This window comes from Caballeronia sp. M1242 (assembly GCF_017220215.1).
Taxonomy (GTDB): Bacteria; Pseudomonadota; Gammaproteobacteria; order Burkholderiales; family Burkholderiaceae; genus Caballeronia.
This window is the reverse complement of the sequence record NZ_CP071129.1, coordinates 450,125-468,953: the sequence shown is the minus strand read 5'-3', so window position 1 is coordinate 468,953 and position 18,829 is coordinate 450,125. Positions and strand designations below refer to the sequence as shown.

At 65.7% G+C, this 18,829-nt stretch carries 18 protein-coding genes; 7 read left to right on the top strand and 11 right to left on the bottom strand.

All coding sequences use genetic code 11. From position 1 onward, the window contains the following. Positions 1–174 precede the first annotated feature (174 nt). The 3 genes from JYK05_RS02215 to JYK05_RS02205 all read right to left on the bottom strand — a co-directional run bounded on the left by JYK05_RS02215 (position 175) and on the right by JYK05_RS02205 (position 2,867). Entirely contained in the window at positions 175–1,365 is a 1,191-nt protein-coding gene (locus tag JYK05_RS02215; protein ID WP_206467624.1) for a phosphoglycerate kinase, read from the bottom strand. Between the two features lie 381 nt (positions 1,366–1,746). Then, positions 1,747–2,070, bottom strand: a complete 324-nt coding sequence (locus JYK05_RS02210) for an AzlD domain-containing protein (RefSeq protein ID WP_175939566.1) — start codon at positions 2,068–2,070, stop codon at positions 1,747–1,749. Continuing rightward, the gene (locus JYK05_RS02205) at positions 2,067–2,867 is read right to left on the bottom strand and encodes an AzlC family ABC transporter permease (protein ID WP_206467623.1); all 801 of its coding nucleotides are present in this window, start codon (positions 2,865–2,867) and stop codon (positions 2,067–2,069) included. Before JYK05_RS02205 ends, JYK05_RS02210 begins: the two co-directional genes overlap by 4 nt. A gap of 324 nt (positions 2,868–3,191) precedes the next feature. On the opposite strand from JYK05_RS02205, the gene JYK05_RS02200 reads away from it, so the two are divergent. The 6 genes from JYK05_RS02200 to JYK05_RS02175 all read left to right on the top strand — a co-directional run bounded on the left by JYK05_RS02200 (position 3,192) and on the right by JYK05_RS02175 (position 7,980). Beyond that, entirely contained in the window at positions 3,192–4,112 is a 921-nt protein-coding gene (locus JYK05_RS02200; RefSeq protein ID WP_206467622.1) for a branched-chain amino acid transaminase, read from the top strand. Between the two features lie 67 nt (positions 4,113–4,179). Then, positions 4,180–4,374 carry a zinc-finger domain-containing protein gene (locus tag JYK05_RS02195; protein ID WP_175939563.1) on the top strand — a complete coding sequence of 65 codons (195 nt, stop codon included), beginning with the start codon at positions 4,180–4,182 and terminating at the stop codon, positions 4,372–4,374. Between the two features lie 178 nt (positions 4,375–4,552). Further along, the gene (gene waaF / locus JYK05_RS02190; RefSeq protein ID WP_206467621.1) at positions 4,553–5,626 is read left to right on the top strand and encodes a lipopolysaccharide heptosyltransferase II; all 1,074 of its coding nucleotides are present in this window, start codon (positions 4,553–4,555) and stop codon (positions 5,624–5,626) included. A 185-nt stretch (positions 5,627–5,811) separates the two neighbouring features. After that, complete coding sequence (locus JYK05_RS02185; RefSeq protein ID WP_175939561.1) at positions 5,812–6,255, top strand: nuclear transport factor 2 family protein; 444 nt, start codon at positions 5,812–5,814, stop codon at positions 6,253–6,255. Between the two features lie 48 nt (positions 6,256–6,303). Next, positions 6,304–7,395 (top strand): YheT family hydrolase, encoded by a 1,092-nt coding sequence (locus tag JYK05_RS02180; protein ID WP_206467620.1) that lies wholly within the window; start codon positions 6,304–6,306, stop codon positions 7,393–7,395. Positions 7,396–7,398: 3 nt separating this feature from the next. Further along, positions 7,399–7,980 carry a DUF2946 family protein gene (locus JYK05_RS02175; protein WP_206467619.1) on the top strand — a complete coding sequence of 194 codons (582 nt, stop codon included), beginning with the start codon at positions 7,399–7,401 and terminating at the stop codon, positions 7,978–7,980. Between the two features lie 4 nt (positions 7,981–7,984). Here JYK05_RS02175 and JYK05_RS02170 read toward each other — a convergent pair whose 3' ends face one another. Then, on the bottom strand, positions 7,985–10,630 hold the full coding sequence (locus JYK05_RS02170) for a M48 family metalloprotease (RefSeq protein WP_241269825.1): 2,646 nt from the start codon (positions 10,628–10,630) through the stop codon (positions 7,985–7,987). 157 nt (positions 10,631–10,787) lie between these two features. Here JYK05_RS02170 and moaC point away from each other — a divergent pair, with 157 nt between their 5' ends. Further along, positions 10,788–11,279: a cyclic pyranopterin monophosphate synthase MoaC gene (moaC, locus tag JYK05_RS02165; RefSeq protein ID WP_206467618.1), complete on the top strand. Its 492-nt coding sequence runs from the start codon at positions 10,788–10,790 to the stop codon at positions 11,277–11,279. A 27-nt stretch (positions 11,280–11,306) separates the two neighbouring features. On the opposite strand, the gene JYK05_RS02160 is transcribed toward moaC, so the two are convergent. From JYK05_RS02160 to recX, 7 genes are all read right to left on the bottom strand, one after another. Further along, positions 11,307–13,121 (bottom strand): Wzy polymerase domain-containing protein, encoded by a 1,815-nt coding sequence (locus tag JYK05_RS02160; RefSeq protein ID WP_206467617.1) that lies wholly within the window; start codon positions 13,119–13,121, stop codon positions 11,307–11,309. 136 nt (positions 13,122–13,257) lie between these two features. Next, on the bottom strand, positions 13,258–13,851 hold the full coding sequence (locus JYK05_RS02155) for a pilin (RefSeq protein ID WP_206467616.1): 594 nt from the start codon (positions 13,849–13,851) through the stop codon (positions 13,258–13,260). A gap of 120 nt (positions 13,852–13,971) precedes the next feature. Then, entirely contained in the window at positions 13,972–14,670 is a 699-nt protein-coding gene (locus JYK05_RS02150) for a TerC family protein (RefSeq protein ID WP_206467615.1), read from the bottom strand. A 124-nt stretch (positions 14,671–14,794) separates the two neighbouring features. Further along, the gene (gene sucD / locus JYK05_RS02145; RefSeq protein ID WP_175939552.1) at positions 14,795–15,676 is read right to left on the bottom strand and encodes a succinate--CoA ligase subunit alpha; all 882 of its coding nucleotides are present in this window, start codon (positions 15,674–15,676) and stop codon (positions 14,795–14,797) included. Between the two features lie 98 nt (positions 15,677–15,774). Further along, positions 15,775–16,941, bottom strand: a complete 1,167-nt coding sequence (sucC, locus tag JYK05_RS02140) for an ADP-forming succinate--CoA ligase subunit beta (protein ID WP_175939551.1) — start codon at positions 16,939–16,941, stop codon at positions 15,775–15,777. Between the two features lie 120 nt (positions 16,942–17,061). Then, positions 17,062–17,688, bottom strand: a complete 627-nt coding sequence (locus JYK05_RS02135; RefSeq protein WP_206467614.1) for a DUF2889 domain-containing protein — start codon at positions 17,686–17,688, stop codon at positions 17,062–17,064. A gap of 122 nt (positions 17,689–17,810) precedes the next feature. Next, positions 17,811–18,698, bottom strand: a complete 888-nt coding sequence (gene recX / locus JYK05_RS02130; RefSeq protein ID WP_371826394.1) for a recombination regulator RecX — start codon at positions 18,696–18,698, stop codon at positions 17,811–17,813. Between the last annotated feature and the right edge of the window lie 131 nt (positions 18,699–18,829).

Below are 18,829 nucleotides of genomic sequence, written 5' to 3'. Positions count from 1 at the left end.
CTGTTCTTCCAGATGCGGCTCTTCGCTCAGAGCCGCCTCCGCGATGATCGAAGCAGCAACGGCGGCGGCATCGGGTTGACTGCCGCTTTCGATCACATCCGCTTGCGCGCCGCCGGCTGCTTGCGCGCCCTTCCTTGCTGCTTTCGCCGGATTGTCTCGGGCCGTCACCGGGCGTTACGCCCGCGACTCGAGCACTTCCACCGCCGGCAGCGTCTTGCCTTCGAGGAACTCGAGGAACGCGCCGCCGCCGGTCGAGATATAGCTGACCTTGTCGTGAATGCCGTACTTTGCGATGGCCGCGAGCGTGTCGCCGCCGCCCGCGATCGAGAACGCCGACGAAGTCGCGATGGCCTGCGCCAGCGTCTTCGTGCCGTTGCCGAACTGGTCGAATTCGAACACGCCGACCGGGCCGTTCCACACGATGGTGCCCGCCGTCGCGAGTTGCGCGGCGAGCGCGTTAGCGGTGTCCGGGCCGATGTCGAGAATCATGTCGTCGTCGGCGATATCGGCGACGGGCTTCGTTTCGGCCTTCGCGGTCGCGGCGAATTCCTTCGCGGTCACGACATCGCTCGGAATGGGCACCGAAGCTCCGCGCGCGCGCGCCTCTCCGATGATCTCCTTCGCCTCGCCGACGAGATCGGCTTCGGCGAGCGACTTGCCGATCTTGAGGCCCGACGCCAGCATGAACGTGTTCGCGATGCCGCCGCCGACGATCAGTTGATCGACCTTCTCGGCGAGCGACTTCAGAATGGTGAGCTTGGTCGACACTTTCGAACCGGCGACGATGGCCACGAGCGGGCGCTTCGGGTTGCCGAGCGCCTTGCCGAGCGCGTCGAGTTCGGCGGCGAGCAGCGGGCCGGCGCACGCGACGGGCGCGTACTTGGCGATGCCGTGCGTGGTCGCTTCGGCGCGGTGGGCGGTGCCGAAGGCGTCGTTGACGTAGATGTCGCAGAGCTTCGCGAGCTTCTGCGCGAGGCCGTCGTCGTTCTTCTTCTCGCCCTTGTTGCAGCGGCAGTTTTCGAGCAGCACGACATTACCCGGCTGCACGTCGACGCCGTCCACCCAGTCGGCGACGAGCGGCACGTCGCGGCCGAGCAGTTCCGACAGGCGCGCCGCGACCGGCGCAAGCGAGTCTTCCGGCTTGAACTGGCCTTCGGTCGGGCGGCCCAGATGGGACGTGACCATCACGGCCGCGCCGGCATCGAGCGCTGCCTTGATCGCCGGCACCGAGGCGCGCACGCGCGTGTCCTCGGTGATGTTGCCGGCGTCGTCCTGCGGCACGTTGAGGTCCGCGCGGATGAACACGCGCTTGCCGGAGACTTTGCCTTCGGCGATCAGATCGGTGAAACGCAGTACTTTCGTCATGGGAGTCAACGTTAGTCAGAAAAGCGGTTCGGGCGAAGATGGCCGGACGAGCGCCGGCCGGTTCGTTGAGAGTTTGGCGCGAGGCCTGAAAACCGAAACTGGGAACTGAAAGACGCGCAAGCGAAACGAGCGGCCGGCGCGTGCAGCGCAAACGTGCCGAGGGTCGAGTGGAGTAAGACGCGGAGAAAGATACGCGCCAAGCGCGCAGACACGGACGCAGCGGACAAGCCGGAGGCGGCGAGCTTCGGAACCGTTGCGGTGACTGCCGGACTCACTTTCGACCTCGCTCCATGCGACAGGAAAGACCGACATTTTAACCGATCACCCCGCCCGCTTTTAGCCGGTGTTTCTTGATGATGCGTATTTGGGGCGCAGCGCGGCTCACGCGGCGAGGCGCAGCAGCGTGAAAACGATCATGCCGACCGCGATGGTGCCCATCATGCCGCGCCGCCACACGTAATACGCGAGGCCGGCGAGCGACGCCCACACCGCATGATTGGAGAACGCGATCGAGAAACCGGCGGACGTTTCGAGCAGATCGGGCACGACGACGCCCGCCAGCGCGGCGGCCGGCGCGTAGCGCAGCACGCGTTGCACGCGCGGCGGCAGCACGGTGCGCTCGCCGCCGATCAGGAAGAACGCGCGCGTCGCCGCGGTCACCACGCCCATGCCGAGAATCGCGAGCCAGATCTGGAGCGTGGTCATCGCGCGGGCCTCGCGGGCTCAGGCTGGACGTCGGCCGCTGCATCCGGCGCGGCGGGCGCTTCGGCGTCACTGGAACGCAGAGCCGCCGGGCGCGCCTTTTCCGCGATCAGATCGGCGAGCGTGCCGGCCAGCAGCGCGGCGAGCACCGCGAGCGGCAAGCCGAAGCGATACGGCAGATGAAACGCGAGCAGCGCGACCACGCTCGCGACGACGACCGCGGCGAGCGTCGAACGCGTGGCGATGGCGGAGACGATCAGCGGAATCAGCGCCAGCGTTCCCGCCAGTTCCAGCCCCCAGTTGTCGGGAATGAGGCTCGCGAGCAGAATCCCCGCCACCGACGACGCCTGCCACGCGAGCCAGCACGTGGACGCGAGTCCCCAGAAGAACGCTTCCTTGCCGGGCTGCCGGCCGACGGGAAAGTTCCGCGCGGAGAACATCAGGTAGATGATGTCGCCGTTGAAGTAGCCGATCGCGAGGCGCCGCCACATCGGCAGATACGAGAAGTGCGGCGCGAGCCCGGCGCTGAAAATGACGAAGCGCAGGTTTACCATCGCGGCGGTGAGGAGCACGGTCCAGAGCGGCAGCTTCGCGGCCAAGAGCGGCAGCACGGCGAGTTGCGACGACCCCGCGTACACCGCGAGCGACATGCCGAGCGCCTGCGGCACCGTGAGCACCGATTTTGTCATGGCGACGCCGGTGACGAGTCCCCACGAGAACGTCGCCATGACGGCGGGAGAGAAAGCGCGGGCACCGTCGAGAAATGCGCGGCGATTCGTGTCGGATAGCCGGTGGAGCATGCAAGGTGCGCGGCCGAGTGGCCGCGATGACGAAATGGGGAAACGCCGCGCGCCGGCGTCGCGAAAAGCGGACGACTCGGCGCAGCTTGCCGCTTGCCCGGTCGGCACGACGCTTTCGGGCGGCTTTGCCGGTTCGCGGCGAAAGGCAAAGTATAGCCGCGTGAAAGGCGCTTCCTATCCGGTCTGATCACGAAAAGAAGCTAAAATGACGAACTTTGACCGCTCCTGCAGCCGGCAGCGCCGGCAACGCGCGGAATGGGAAGATTCACCCCGAGATTCACCCGGATTCATCGAATTTCTGAACGAGACAGCTAGGAGAACCGTATGTCAATGGCCGACCGCGACGGCAAGATCTGGATGGATGGCAAGCTCATCGACTGGCGAGACGCCAGCATCCACGTTCTGACGCACACGCTGCACTACGGCATGGGCGTATTCGAGGGCGTGCGCGCGTACAAGACCGCCCAGGGAACGGCCATTTTCCGCCTGAAGGAGCACACCAAGCGCCTTCTGAACTCGGCGAAGATCTTCCAGATGGAAGTCCCGTTCGATCACGCGACGCTCGAAGCCGCGCAACTCGAAGTCGTGCGCGAGAACAAGCTCGAATCGTGCTATATCCGCCCGATCATCTGGGTCGGCTCCGAGAAGCTCGGCGTTTCGGCCAAGGGCAACACCATTCACGTGGCCATCGCCGCGTGGCCGTGGGGCGCGTATCTCGGCGAAGACGGGCTCGCGAAGGGCATCCGCGTGAAGACGTCGTCGTTCACGCGCCATCACGTCAACGTGTCGATGGTGCGCGCGAAGGCGTCCGGCTGGTACGTGAACTCCATTCTCGCGAATCAGGAAGCCGTCACCGACGGTTATGACGAAGCCCTGCTGCTCGACGTGGACGGCTACGTGTCCGAAGGCTCCGGCGAAAACTTCTTCCTCGTGAACAACGGCAAGCTGTACACGCCGGACTTGTCGTCGTGCCTCGACGGCATCACGCGCGACACGGTCATCACGCTGGCGCGCGACTTCGGCATCCCGGTCATCGAGAAACGCATCACGCGCGACGAAGTCTATACGTGCGACGAAGCGTTCTTCACCGGCACGGCCGCTGAAGTCACGCCGATCCGCGAACTCGACAACCGCACGATCGGCGAGGGCAAGCGCGGCCCGATCACGGAGAAGCTGCAAAGCGCGTTCTTCGACGTGGTCGGCGGCAAGAACGAAAAGTACGCGAGCTGGCTCGCGAAAGTCTGACGCCGCGAGGGCCGCGCTGCCCTCGCGCGACAGACGACAGCAACGAACGACATTGAAAGAGATAGCAATGAGCGACCTGAAGGAAATGCCGCTGGTGGAATTGTCGGCGAAAGATATCCCCGCGTTCTGCCCGAATCCGAAGATGCAACGCTGGAGCGCGCATCCCCGCGTGTTCCTCGACGTGACGCACGGCGAAGCGCGCTGCCCGTATTGCGGCACGCGCTACAAGCTGAAGGACGGCGAAGTCGCCAAAGGGCACTAAGCTCGCCGAAGCAACCTCCGAGCGTCGTCGATGCGCGCGTTCCGGTTCATCCGAGCGCGCGCTTTCGTTCGCTCTCGCTTGTTTTTGCCGCATGGCCGCCGCGCCATGACACCACAGGACCGACGCCCCGCCGCCCGAGCGCGGCGAGCCGCTATATTTTGAGATCGGAAAACGACTGATGCGCCGTGCGCTGGTTATAGCACCGAACTGGATCGGTGACGCGTTGATGGCGCAGCCGCTGTTCACGCTTTTGCGAAAGCTCCATCCGCGCATCGCGATCGATGCCGTCGCGCCGAGCTGGGTCGCGCCCGTGCTCGAACGCATGCCGGAAATCCGCGACGTCTACGCGACTGATCTCGCGCACGGCAAGCTGCAACTGCTGCGCCGCTGGCAGCTTGCGAGCGACCTGCGCGATGTCGGCTACGACGCCGCGTACGTGCTGCCCAACTCCGCCAAGTCCGCGCTGATTCCGTGGATGGCGGGCATCCGGCTGCGCATCGGCTACAAGGGCGAGGCGCGTTACGGGCTCTTGAACGTGCGCCACCCGAATCCGCCGAAGACCGAGCGCCCGCCGATGACCGCGCAATACGCCGCCCTCGCCTATGCGCCGGGCGCGAAGCTGCCGTTCATCGACCGATACGCGCAAGCTCACGACGCAGCGGCAAGCGACGCGCCGCTCTTGCCCGTGCCGCGCCTCGAAGCCGATCCGAACGAAGCGGCGCGCGTGTCGGCGCGCTTCAATCTGGATACGCGCGCGCCGCTCGTCGTGTTCTGCCCCGGCGCGGAGTACGGCCCGGCCAAGCGCTGGCCGCCCGAGCACTTTGCGTCGCTCGCGCAGTTCGTGGCGCAGTCGTTTCCGTATGCCCGCATCGTCGCGCTCGGGTCCAAGAAAGATTCGGCGGTCGCGCAGGCCATCGCGGAGCGCGCGCCGAACGTGCGCAATCTGTGCGGCCAGACATCGCTCGGCGAAGCGTGCGCGCTGATCGCCCGGGCGAGCGCCGTCGTCACCAACGACTCTGGGCTCATGCACGTGGCGGCGGCGCTCAAACGTCCGCTCGTCGCGGTGTACGGCTCCACCGATCCGCGCCACACGCCGCCCTTGTCCGACGTCGCAAAGGTACAATGGCTTCACCTTGAGTGCAGTCCGTGCTTTTCCCGCGAGTGTCCGCTCGGCCATCTGAACTGCCTGCGCGAACTCTCTGCCGAACAGGTTTTCGCCGATCTGCGCGGCATGTTGCTCGCGCATCGCTGAGGCGTCGCTCCTGCCCGGCGTCACGCCGCCGCCTGATCGCGGCGGCTTTGCGGCGGCATCGGCATTTTCGTGTGCGGGCGCGGACACGCGAGTGTCTCCGAACGGAGGCATGCTTTGAACCATGACCGATGCGGCACGCCATCGTGACACGGCGTTGCGCGCGAATGCCAGAGACCCACGAGCCCATGCCACGTTTCGCCCGCCTATTCGAAGCCGCCGCCGACACTCTCAACGCTTACTATCAGGCTGTCGCGGACAACAGCATCGACGCTGTGATGTCGCTTTGGATCGACGAGGAGTTCGCCACCTGCATCTGCGCGGACGGCACGCATCTGCATGGCCTCGAAAGCATTCGCGCGGGCCTCGGCAAGCAGTTCGGCGCGCAGGCCGTCAGCATCGAGCCGCTCGATATTCGCGTGTACGACAGTCTCGGCACGGTCGTGTATGCAATCGCGGAGGCGCATCAGCCGGCCGGGACCGCCGCGCCGCGCATGATTTTCTCGACTTACGTGATGGTTCACGAACGCGGCGAATGGCGCATTGCGCATATTCACGCGAGCGAGATGCCGATGGAAGCGGCCGGCCAGTTCGCCGCGAAGCTGCGTCACGGGCAGGGACCGTTGCACTGAAATACCGCAGTCACGAAGCATAGAAAGACGTTCGCCGGGGAGAAGGCCATGAAGCGCGATCCGTTGTTGAAACACGATTCGTCGTTCGTGGACAAGGCGCCCGCCGTCGCGCTGAAGGAAACCGCGCAGGCCGCGGGCAGCGTGCTCGCCGAACCCGTCTCGCAATGGCTCTACAGCGCGCCGCGCTGGCTGCCGACGAGTCACGCGCAAACCATCGTGCCCGCGCTCTTCGGGCGCAAGCCGGCGGTGCGTTACCGGCGCGAACGCTGGGATACGCCGGACGGCGACTTCATCGACGTGGACTGGCTCGCGCACGATGACGCGGCGCGCCCGGCATCGACCGCGCCGCTTTTCGTGCTGTTTCATGGCCTCGAAGGCAACTCGGACTCCCACTACGCCCGCACGATGATGGCCGCCGCGCACGCGCGCGGCTGGCACGGCGTGGTGCCGCACTTTCGCAGCTGCAGCGGGCCGATGAACCGGCTGCCGCGCTTTTATCATCTCGCGGATAGCGCGGAAGTCGACTGGATCCTGCGGCGACTGCGCGAAAGGCACGCGGGCCCGATTGTCGCGGCGGGCGTGTCGCTCGGCGGCAATGTGCTCTTGCATTGGCTATGCGAGCGCGGCACGGACGCTTCGATTATCAGCGCCGCCGCCGCCATTTCCGCGCCGCTCGATGTCCACGCGGGCGGTCACGCGATCTCGCAAGGCTTCGGCATGGTCTATACGCGCAGCTTCCTGAAGTCGCTCAAGAAGAAGGCGCTCGCGAAGCTCGACCAGTTTCCGGGTCTGTACGACCGCCATGCCGTGCTCGCCGCGCGCACGCTCTATGAATTCGACAACGTCGTGACCGCGCCGCTGCACGGTTTTCGCGATACCGATCACTACTGGACGACGGCGACCATCCGCGCGCATCTGAACCGCATCGAAGTGCCGGCGCTCGTCTTGAACGCTCGCAACGATCCGTTCCTGCCCGAGCGCGCGCTGCCATCGCAGGCCGAAGTGTCGGCGTCCGTCACGCTCGATCAGCCGAACCACGGCGGCCATGTCGGCTTCATGACGGGGCCGTTTCCGGGACGCATCGACTGGCTATCGTCGCGCGTGTTCGGCTACCTCGAACATTTTCTTCCGGGCGAATGAATCATGGATGAGATCGTCAAGCAGGCGCTGGCCAAGTGGCCGAACGTGCCGCATTGCACGGGCTGGCTGTTGCTGGACCGGCGCGGTCAGTGGCGCATGCGCGACGAGGCGGCGCAGGCCGCGGGCGCGCTCGGCGATGCCATTCGCCACGAAGCGCTGATCGGCTTCATCAACCGCAACTACGAGCGTGATGCCGACGGTCAGTGGTTCTTTCAGAACGGGCCGCAGCGCGTGTATGTCGAACTGGCATACACGCCGTGGATCGTGCGTCTTTCCGAGACGAACGGCGAATTGCGGTTGACCGACCACACCGGCGCGCCGTTCGAGCCGGCGCACGCATTTCTCGACGACGAAGGCGCCCTGCTCTTTTCCGACGATGCCACGCCGCCGCGCGTAGCCGCCCTGCACGATCACGATCTCGATCTGTTCTCGAGCCACGCGACGTTCGATGACGCGTCGGGCGGCGGCGTTTTTCATTGGCGCGATGGTGTCGATCTGCCGTTACAGCGTATCGCGCGCGCCGACGTCGAGACGCGCTTCGGTTTCGTCGCGAGTCCGGCTGCGCGCGCGGCGTCGAAAGCCTGAGGCGTCAACTCTTTTTCTCCTCGTCGCGCTCTTCCTTGTAGCGTGCTTCGAAGTCGCGCAGCCGCGCGGAAATCGTCGAGAGGTCGTAAAAGCTCGCGGTTTTGACATCGCGTGCTTCCTTCAACTGGCGAATGGCGGACGGCCATGCGCCGTCGAGCGCCAGTTTTTCGGCCATCGCCTGATGCTGGCGCAGCGGATCGTTCATGCCCGCGCTCGCCTGCGCCAGATACAGCCACCAGTCCGCGCGCTGCGGTTCCGCGCGCGTTTCGCGGCGCGCGAGCGTCTGCGCTTCCTCGTAGCGATGCGCGGCCATCAGCGATTGCAGATGCGCGTCGATCGCCGCGTGCGAATTCGGCCAGCGCGTCTGCGCGAGGTCGGCGAGGCGCACCGCGTCGTCGTAACGGCCCGAGCGACGCGCGATGTCGGCGGCGAGCACGTCAAGGCTCGGCGTGCTGCGGGCGGCTTGCTGGGCGGTCACGCGCACGGGCGGCAGCGCGATTCCCGCGCTGGCCGCGGCGGGCGCGGTGCTGTCGGCGGGCGCGGCGGTCAGTGCGCCGTGTGCGCTGCTGCTCAGGAGCGAAGACATCGAGACGGCCGGGGCGGAGGGGTTCGCGATCTGTGGCGTCGAGTGCGGGTTGGCGTTGTTCGTCGACGCATCTTTCAGCGCAGCCGCTTGCGCAGATAGCGGTCGGCCGCTTCGCGCAGGCGGGGCTTCTATCCCGGCGCGGGCGGTCGTCGCTGAGGCGGGCGTGCTTTGGGTATTGGCCGGTTGTGAAGATCGCGCTTCGTCGCGACCGGCACGTGCAGCTCCAACGCCCGCTCGAGCGTTCGCCGATGAACCCGACACGCCACGCGGCGATGCGCTGAGTCTTGCGCCCTGCGCCTTCGACGCGCCCTTCTGCTGCTGCGCGTGGCGCTCGTCATCGGAACGCGCATCGCGGCTTTGACCGCCTTCGACCGTCTGCGCCAATTCGCGCCGCGCCTGCATCGAAGCCGCCGCCGCGCTCGCCTCCTCGCTTTCAAACAGCCGCCGCGCGTTGGCGAGCGCATCGTTGGCGGCGGCGTAATCGCCCGTCAGCGAACGCGCGAGCGCGATGCCGTACCAGTTCGCGGCGGGATTGAGCGCGGTCTGATCGTCGATTTCGGACTTGAGACGGCTCGCGACCTCGCGATAGTCGCTCGCATAATTCACCTGAAGCACGCGCGAGCGCGCACGCACGAACGCATATTCCGGCGACTGCCGCGGCTGCCGGTACGGCACGCGTCGCGCGCGGTCCTCCATGTCGGCGATGCGCTCGGTCGTCAGCGGATGCGTGCGCGCGTAAGCCGGCACGCCGTTATCGGCCATCGACGCGCGATCGAGCCGCTCGAAGAACGCGGTCATCGCGTACGGATCGTAGCCGGCGGCCGCGAGCATCTGAAAACCGACGCGGTCGGCCTCGTGCTCGGCGGCGCGCGAGAAGCGCAGCTGGTTGTCGACGGCGAAGGCCTGTCCGCCCATCGCGATGCCCATGCCGAGATCGCCGCTGTGCGTCATGACGCCCGCCAGCAGCCCGGCGAGCATGGCCGCGAGCGCCGCGTACCCGCTCTTTTCCTGCGCGCCGATCATGCGCGCGATGTGGCGCTGGAGCACGTGCCCCATCTCGTGGCCGACGACGGACGCCAGTTCCGATTCCGTCTGCGTCGCCGAGATCAGCCCTGTGTTGACGCCGACGAAGCCGCCCGGCATCGAGAACGCGTTGATCTGCGCATCGCGCACGGCGAAGAGTCCGAAGTCCGGACGATAGCCGCCGAGGTATTGCGTCGCGGCGGCTGCAGAGAGCTTCGATGCGATGGAATTGAGGTAATCGCGGATCAGCCAGTCGTCGAGGTAGTCGGGATCGGCGCGGACTTCGCGCATCATCCGCTCGCCGAGCTTGCGCTCCGCCTGCGGCGAAAGCGTGCCGCCGGAGCCGTCGCCCAGATCCGGCAGTTGCACGGACGAAAGCGGCGCGCGCAGACCGGCCATCGCGCCGGGACGATTGGCGAAGCGGCTTTCGGCGCCGCCGTAGACGCCGAATATGCCGTCGGCGACGGTGTTGGGGGGTGTGCTGGCGGTGGACGTTGCCGGTGAGTTGGTGGTTGCGCTTGCCGAAGTTGCTCCGTTCGTCGCGTTCGTTGCGTTCGCGCCATCTTCCCCGTTCAATCCGCTTGCTGCGTCTGTGACGGTTGTTAGTTTTGCTGCGGCCGTCGTGTTCGTCGCGGTCGTCGCGACCGCCACGTTCCTCGAATATTTCGTGTTGGTCGGATTTGCCGCGTTTGCCCCGTCGGTCGGACTGGTCGCCTTCGTCGCGATTGACACGTTCAGCGGATATTTCGCGTCGGTCGGCTGTGCCGCGTTTGCTCCGTTGGTCGAACTGGTCGCGGTCGTCGCATTCGTCGCATTCGTCGCATTCGTCGCATTCGTCGCATTCGTCGCATGCGTCGCATTCGTCGCATCCGTCGCATCCGTCGCGATCGACACGTTCCGCGGATATTTCGCGTTGGTCGGCTGGGCCTCATTCCCCCCAGCACCCACGGACACGCCTCCCTGCGCCGCAGCGAACGGCGGCATGGCGAGACTGAGACACAACGCGAACACGAGCCCGCGGCTCGGACGATTCAGGAACATGGCGCGAAGCCGGAGGGTCGCCGGCGGTCAGCGTGAGGACGGGAACGCGCTTATCGTATCAAGTGTTGCGCGCCCGGCGGTACCTGTGGACACGGCTTCGCGCCGTTTTCGCCGCCGGCCCCGCTGGTAAGATAAGCGCCCACTGCAAGGAGACGCTATGTCCGGACTCACACATTTCGATGCCTCCGGCGAGGCGCACATGGTTGACGTCGGCGGCAAGAACGAGACGCGACGCATCGCGGTAGCGCGCGGCTCCATCGTCATGCGCGACGACACGCTCGCGCTGATCCGCGAAGGACGCGCTAAGAAGGGCGATGTGCTCGGCGTCGCGCGCATCGCGGCCATTCAAGGCGCAAAGCGCACCGCCGATCTGATCCCGCTGTGTCATCCGCTTGCCCTGACGCGCGTGGCCGTCGAGTTTTCCGTCGATGACTCGCTGCCCGGCGTGCAATGCGAAGTGCGCGTCGAGACCGTGGGGCGCACGGGCGTCGAAATGGAAGCCCTCACCGCCGTGCAAGTCGGCCTGCTGACCATCTACGACATGTGCAAGGCGGTCGATCGCGGCATGACCATCACGAACGTGCGCGTGATGGAGAAGCACGGCGGCAAGTCGGGGGACTGGGTGGCGGACTCTCAGCCGTCCGCCTGAATCGCGCCCGAACCGGGTGCTTACTGCTTACTCGTCGGCGTCATCGTCCGCGTGGGCATCCGCTCCGGCAGGCGGCCCGTAGCGCTTAACGAGATCGGCCCTGAAGTCCGTCAGCGGCGCGCCGATTTCATCGACCGACTGATACAGCGACGCGAGTTGCGTCGGCCAGTCGTTCAGTTCCGTCGCGAAAATCTGCAGGCGCGCCACGGTATCGAGCGCCTCTTTGCGCTGACCCGCGATCGCCTGCAACACCGCGTAACGGCGCAACACCGTCTCGCCCGGCAGCAGCGCAATGGCCTGCCGATGCGCCGCCAGCTTCGCTTCGATGTCCTGCGCGTTCATCGGCAACAACGTAGCGGCGCCATACTGGCCCCATGCGCCGAAGAGGAACGACGGATCGTCGCGATACTGCTCCGCCGGCCGCGAGCCGTAATACAGCACTTCGGCGCGGTTGTAGTCGCGCATCGTCGGATACAGCGCAATCAGACCCGCCACGACGAGAAAGACGTAGCCGCCGTACGACACCGGGCGCGCCACGAGCCGCAGCGGCCGCGTCTCCAGAAGACCGATCACGAGCATCGCGGGCATCAGAAAGAACATGTACTGCTGCGGATACTCGACGAGCGCGTGCATCATCAGCACGCCCAGCAGCGAGAGCGCAAAGATGCGCGCGGGCGTATGCGGCGCGCGCAGCACGCGAATCAGCCACAAGACGATGCCCGCCACCAGCACCGCGACCCCGAGCAGCCCGGTTTTTGCGAGCAGGTCGATGAAGATATCGTGCGCGTTGTTCGCGATCTCCACGCCGCCGAGTTCGCGCACCATGTCGAACTGATAACGCGGAAACTCGCCCCAGCCGACGCCGAGCAGCGGATGCGTCTTGAACATGGTCCAGCCGTACTTCCACAGCGCAAGACGCGGCGCGATCTGATTGGCGTCCTGCATGCGCTCCGCCGCCGACTGCGCGAGACCGAGCCCATACCGCACGTTGGCCCAGCGCACCGCGGCGTTGACCAGCAGGAACACCGCCGCGAGCGCAAACGGCATGATCCAGGCGCGGATGTCGCGTCCGCTGGTCGCTATCGGGCTGTCGAAGTCGTCGGCCGCGCCGGGGCGTCGGCGGATGAAGGCCATCCAGAGTCCGGCGACGACGATCACCGCCGTCTGCAGCCACGGCCCACGCGACACCGTGAGCGCGAGGCCGAACGACAGCACCGCCGACACCACGAGCCACACCACGACAGGCATGCGGCGCGTCTGCACGAAATACATCGCGCCCGCCACGGCGAATGCGATGACGGTCGCAAGATGATTCGCCTGCGCCATGTTCCCGAAAGGGCGCCGTTTGATGGCGACGTTGTATGCCACGACGAGCGGCGCGAATTTGGCCTCCATGTGCAACAACTGCACGGTCTGGCAGAACACCGCGAAGAGCCCGCCCGCGAGCAACGCGGCAGCGCCGATGCGCAACGCCTTCTCCGACAGTCCCGCGCGCACCAGCCCGAACCCCGTATGCACGGCCACGAACGATGCGAGCAGATAGGCGCCGCCGAGCCAGTTCATCGAAGGCTGCGCGACCGGCAGCAGCACCGTCTGCGCGACGAGCACGATGCCGAACGCGAGCGGCATCAGCGCGACCACCGGCGACGCGAACGGCACGCGCGGTTCCGAAACGCGCACGAGTATGGCGACCGTGGCTCCGAGCGCAAGATACAAGGCCAACGCGCTGTATTCGGCGTAGAACGTCGGGATCGGATACGTGTGGTTGACGACGCCGAACGGAATCGTCAACGCAAGACACAGAACGGCGAAGCAGAGGTAGCGCGCGAATTGGGAAGGCATGAGGGGCTGGGAACGTCGGGAACCGGCGCACTATACAAAACTTTGCGTCCGCTGTGCGCCGCGCACCCGCAAATGCTACGAAATCCACAGGTTCCCGCGCGGCGCTCATGCCTCTTGTTCACTGCGTGCAACTCGCTCAGGCGCGGCACTCCGGCGGCGCTAGATTCGCCGGCAGGGTGGCCGCTTGCGCCGGCACGGGTCCTGCGCCCGGCGCAGGCAGCGACGAAGCCGCCTTGCCCGCCGCGAAGCATTCCCACGTGATCGTGCCGGCTTGCACCGAGCCACGCGTCAGCGCGACGCGAGCCGTCGGCGTATCGGCGTTATCGGGCGCGGAAGGCACGAGCACGAGCGTGTTCGATCCGGCCGGCGCGACGCGCGTCGTATAGGCGATCGCGATCTGCCCGGTGTCGCTGTCGACGTGAATGGATTCGATGTTGCGCGTGGCCGGCGGCGACGCATACGCGCTCGCCAGATCCGCGCCGCTCGCGGCATTCTCGGCCACCGCGAGCCGAGCGGATGACGCGAGCGACATGCCCTCGCCCACGCGGCTGCGCGACAAATAGTCCTGATACGCGGGAATCGCGTAAGCCGCGACGACGCCCACGATCGCCAGCACGATCATCAATTCGATCAGCGTGAAACCGCGCGCGCCCGCCTGCGCGCGTTTCAGCCATGCACCGAAGCCGTCGCCGTCGCGCGGCGCATTTACATTCGAAACCATGCTCGTCATTGCCACTCCCTGAAAGACACGAAGCGTCGGCCGCGATATGCGAACCGAACGCTTCGATGGTAGGGAGGGCGCGACGGCCGCGACAGTCGGCCATTCGGCTAACGCCTGCGTCCGTGGCGGTCAGCCCGTGCTCGCGAGCGCGCGGCGCTTCATCAGCCAGCCCGCCGCGATCACGAGCGCCGCGCCCGCGAGGCGCGCGGCATACCCCGCCGCTTCGGTGTTGAGCGCGGGCCAGCGGTCGATGAACGGATCGTCGATGATGAGTCCGCCCGCGATCCACCCGAGCAAGCCCGCGCCGAGCAGCACGACGATCGGAAAGCGGTCGAGCAGCTTCAGCACCAGCGTGCTGCCCCACACGATCAGCGGAATGCTCACGACGAGCCCGAAGACCACGAGCACGAAGCGGTGCTGCGGGTCCGCAGTCTCGGCCGCGCCCGCGATCGCGATCACGTTGTCGAGACTCATGACCGCGTCTGCGACGATGATCGTCTTGACGGCCGCCCATAGCTTGTCCGACGAACTGATGTCGGGCTCGTCGTGGCCGGGTTGCAGGAGCTTCATGCCGATCCACAGAAGCAGCAAGCCGCCGAGAAACTTCAGGAACGGAATATCGAGCAGGAACACCGCGAACGCGATCAGCACGACGCGCAGAACAATGGCGCCGAGCGTGCCGAGCACGATGCCGCGCGTGCGCTGCGTGGCGGGAAGATCGCGGCAAGCAAGCGCGATCACGACGGCGTTGTCGCCCCCGAGCAGAATGTCGATGACGATGATTTGCAGGACCGCGCCCCAATGGAGCGTCGAGAAGAATTCGAGCATGGGCAGAACGAGCTGTGACCGGAAACAAAAAAGCGAGGAAGCCAACGCTCCCTCGCTTTTTCTTCGGCCTGAACGAAAGGAATCAGTAAGAGTACCAAACCCTCGCGTTGTGTGCCCGACTGCCTTAGATCACCGACTTCAGCAGGCGGCCCATCTCGGACGGGTTCTTCGTGACCTTGATGCCGCACGCGTCCATGATTTCGAGCTTGGCGTCCGCCGTGTCCGCGCCGCCCGAGATCAGCGCGCCAGCATGGCCCATGCGCTTGCCCGGAGGCGCCGTCACGCCCGCAATGAAACCGACGACCGGCTTCTTCATGTTGTCCTTGATCCAGTAAGCGGCGTTCGCTTCATCCGGACCGCCGATCTCGCCGATCATGATGACGGCGTCCGTTTCCGGATCGTCGTTGAACATCTTCATCACGTCGATGTGCTTTAGACCGTTGATCGGATCGCCGCCGATGCCGACCGCCGACGACTGGCCGAGGCCGAGCGCCGTCAGTTGGCCGACCGCTTCGTACGTCAGCGTGCCCGAACGCGACACGACGCCGATGCGACCCTTCTTGTGAATGTGACCCGGCATGATGCCGATCTTCAGTTCGTCCGGCGTGATCGTGCCGGGGCAGTTCGGTCCGAGCAGCAGCGTCTTGCGATTTTCGCGGCGCATGCGGTCCTTGATTTCGAGCATGTCGCGAACCGGAATGCCTTCCGTGATGCAGATGGCGAGATCGAGATCGGCCTCGACGGCTTCCCAGATCGCGGCGGCTGCGCCCGCGGGCGGCACGTAGATGACCGAAACGGTCGCGCCGGTTTCCGCCTTCGCTTCCTTGACGGACGCGTAGATGGGAATGCCTTCGAAGTCTTCGCCGGCCTTCTTCGGGTTCACGCCCGCGACGTACGCTTCACGGCCGTTCGCGTATTCGCGGCACGCGCGCGTGTGGAACTGGCCGGTCTTGCCGGTGATGCCCTGCGTGATGACCTTCGTGTCTTTGTTGATCAGAATCGACATGTAGTGACCTCTGTTCGTTTGGCGTCGCCAAAGCAGTTGCTGGCGCCGCCATTCGTATCTGGTGGAACGCTCTCTTAGGCTCGGTAAGCGAAGCGCGCTTACTTGCCTTCGGCAGCCGCGACGACCTTCTGCGCGGCTTCTTCCATGCTGTCGGCCGAAATGATCGGCAGTCCCGACTCCGCCAGCATCTTCTTGCCGAGGTCTTCGTTGGTGCCCTTCATGCGCACGACGAGCGGCACCTTCAGGTCCACGGCCTTCGACGCCGCGATCACGCCTTCCGCGATCACGTCGCAGCGCATGATGCCGCCGAAGATGTTGACGAGAATCGCCTTCAGGTTCGGGTTCTTCAGCATCAGCTTGAAGGCTTCCGTGACCTTTTCGGTCGTCGCGCCGCCGCCGACGTCGAGGAAGTTCGCCGGCTCGCCGCCGAACAGCTTGATGGTGTCCATCGTCGCCATCGCGAGGCCCGCGCCGTTCACGAGACAGCCGATGTTGCCGTCGAGCGAGATGTACGCGAGGTCGAACTTCGACGCTTCGACTTCAGCCGGATCTTCTTCGTCCAGATCGCGATACGCGACGATCTCCGGGTGACGGAAGAGCGCGTTCGAATCGAAGTTGAACTTGGCGTCGAGCGCGATCACCTTGCCGTCGCCGGTCAGGATCAGCGGGTTGATTTCGGCGAGCGATGCGTCGGTTTCGTAGAACGCCTTGTACAGACCTTGCAGGATCGCGCGCGCTTGCGGGATCGATGCGTCCGGAATGCCGATCTTGCGCGCGAGGTCGTCCGCGTCTGCGTCCTGCAGACCCGTCGCCGGCTCGACGGCGAACTTGTGCAGCAGTTCGGGCGTCTTCTCCGCGACTTCCTCGATGTCCATGCCGCCTTCGCTCGACGCCATCACGACGATCTTCTGCGAAACGCGGTCCAGCACGAGGCCGACGTACAGTTCCTTCTTGATGTCCGCGCCTTCTTCGATCAGCAGGCGGTTCACCTTCTGGCCTTCCGGACCGGTCTGGTGCGTGACGAGCTGCATGCCGAGGATCTGGTTCGCGTACTCGCGAACCTGTTCGATCGACTTCGCGACCTTCACGCCGCCGCCCTTACCGCGGCCGCCCGCGTGAATCTGCGCCTTGACGACCCAAACCGGGCCGCCCAGCTCTTCCGCGGCCTTGACCGCATCATCCACCGAGAACACGGGTTTGCCGCGCGGGACCGCGACGCCGAATTTCCGCAGGATTTCCTTACCCTGGTACTCGTGAATCTTCATGCGTGATTCCTTCAGTCTGAGAGTTGGAGTGAACTTCTTCGATTTCGAATTGCTTGAACCGCTGATTGTTTGATTCTTGACCGGTTGCCGGGAGCGTTCCGCGTTGGGAACGCGCGCGCGTCAGGTGTCCGGCTTTTCGCGTTCCGCCTGGCCACGATCTTCCGCACGCGATGGCTCATGGCCGAACCAGCGCGGATAGTATTCGCGCACGGCGGGGCCGTCGAAGCGCAGCGCGTGGCAGCGGCCGAGCTGGAACGGCGGCTGGACCGGCGTCGACTCGGGTCCGCCTTGCGCGAAAGGACTGCCGCTCTCGATGGACCACACTTCGCCGGAGAACGCCTGGATAGCGGCGGTCGGCAACACGGCGCACAGCTCGGTGAGATGCGTGCAGCCCGCCGTTCCGCGCAGGCGCGCGCCGGCTTCGCGACGAAAATTCTGGAGCAGATTGAGTCCGATGAGCGCGCGATACGCGGAATTCGACTCGGCGCACAACGCCGCATAAGGCGCCCATTCGGAAGACGCCTCGGCGTCGACGATGGTGAGCTTGCGGTCGATGGTGATGCGCAGCCAGAGTTCATGGATCGGCAGGCCTTGCGGCCGGACGCCCGCCGCGAGCGGAAAGTCGCGGGGCTTGTCATCGGTTAGACAGGCTTCGATGTCCCACAGGCCGTCGTCCCGCTCGAACGCTTCCAGCCGAATCGCGCGACGATGGCGCAACTGTCGGGAAACGGGCGGAGAAAGAGGCATGGGACCAAAGCCGGAACGGGGAAACCGTTGAATTTTAGCATAGCGAGTATTTCGGGCCGTGCATGCGCCTGATGATTGGCGAATGCCGGCGCACGGCGCGTCGCATGGCGGTCAGGGGTGCGTTAATCGTCGCTGGGCTCCTCGATCCAGTCTTCGTCGCCGCCTTTCAGAATTTTTCCGATGGTGCTGGCCGAGAAACCCCGCGCCGCAAGGAAGCGAGCCTGTTTCGCGCGCTCGGCGGGCGTCTCGGGCACGACGCCGTACTTCTTCTCCCACACGGCCTGAGCACGCGCGGTTTCGGTTTGCGCTAGCTTGTCCGCCGTCTCGCCGATCAACGCCTCGCCCACCGCGTGCCGCTTCAGTTCGTTAATGATCCGGCTGCCGCCCATGCGCGGCGCCCGACGATGAACGACGCTCTCCACGAAACGCTCATTGGACAACCAGCCGTCGCGTTCCAGGCTGTCGAGCGTATTCTCGAGCGAGTCGGCTTCCTGCACGTACGGACGCAGTTTGCGCGACAGTTCCGCGCGACTGTATTCGCGGCGCGAAAGGTAGGCCAATGCGCGGCCTTTCAGCGAGCGCTGCGGTCGTCTTGGGTTGCTCGCGTCCGGTGTCTTGCGCTGGCGTTCCGTCGAGCGGCTGTAGGACGGGTTTGATGGTGGTTCGGGCGCGCACTGCTCGAATGGCTCGAACGGATCGGCGTCTTCGAAGGGATTGGACAAGGGATCGGCGCTGTCGTCCGGTAAGCGGGCCCCTTTCGGCGGCTTGGGCGGCGCGTCGAACTTCTGGACGGGTTGCGTCGTGGCCTGAGCGAGAAGCGAACGCGCCTGCGCGAGACGAGCGGCGCGGTCGGGGTCTTGCGCCGCGAATGGCTCACGTGCGGCGTGTGATGGCGCGTCCGGATTCGCATCGAGCGTCGGGTTTGCGGTCTCTGACGAGTCAGCAGCCGAGCGCGGCGACTGGACCGTCGCGAATGTTTCTGTCGACGATGCCCGCTCGGATTCGTTCACGAGCCGTTGCGCCGCTCCAGAAACACCACGCGCCGTCGCGAATGGCTTCGCGTCGGCGCGTGATGTGATGCTTCGGGTAGACCAGCGAGATTTCGTCGATACCGCGCGCCGCTCGCTGCTGCGCTCGTAAT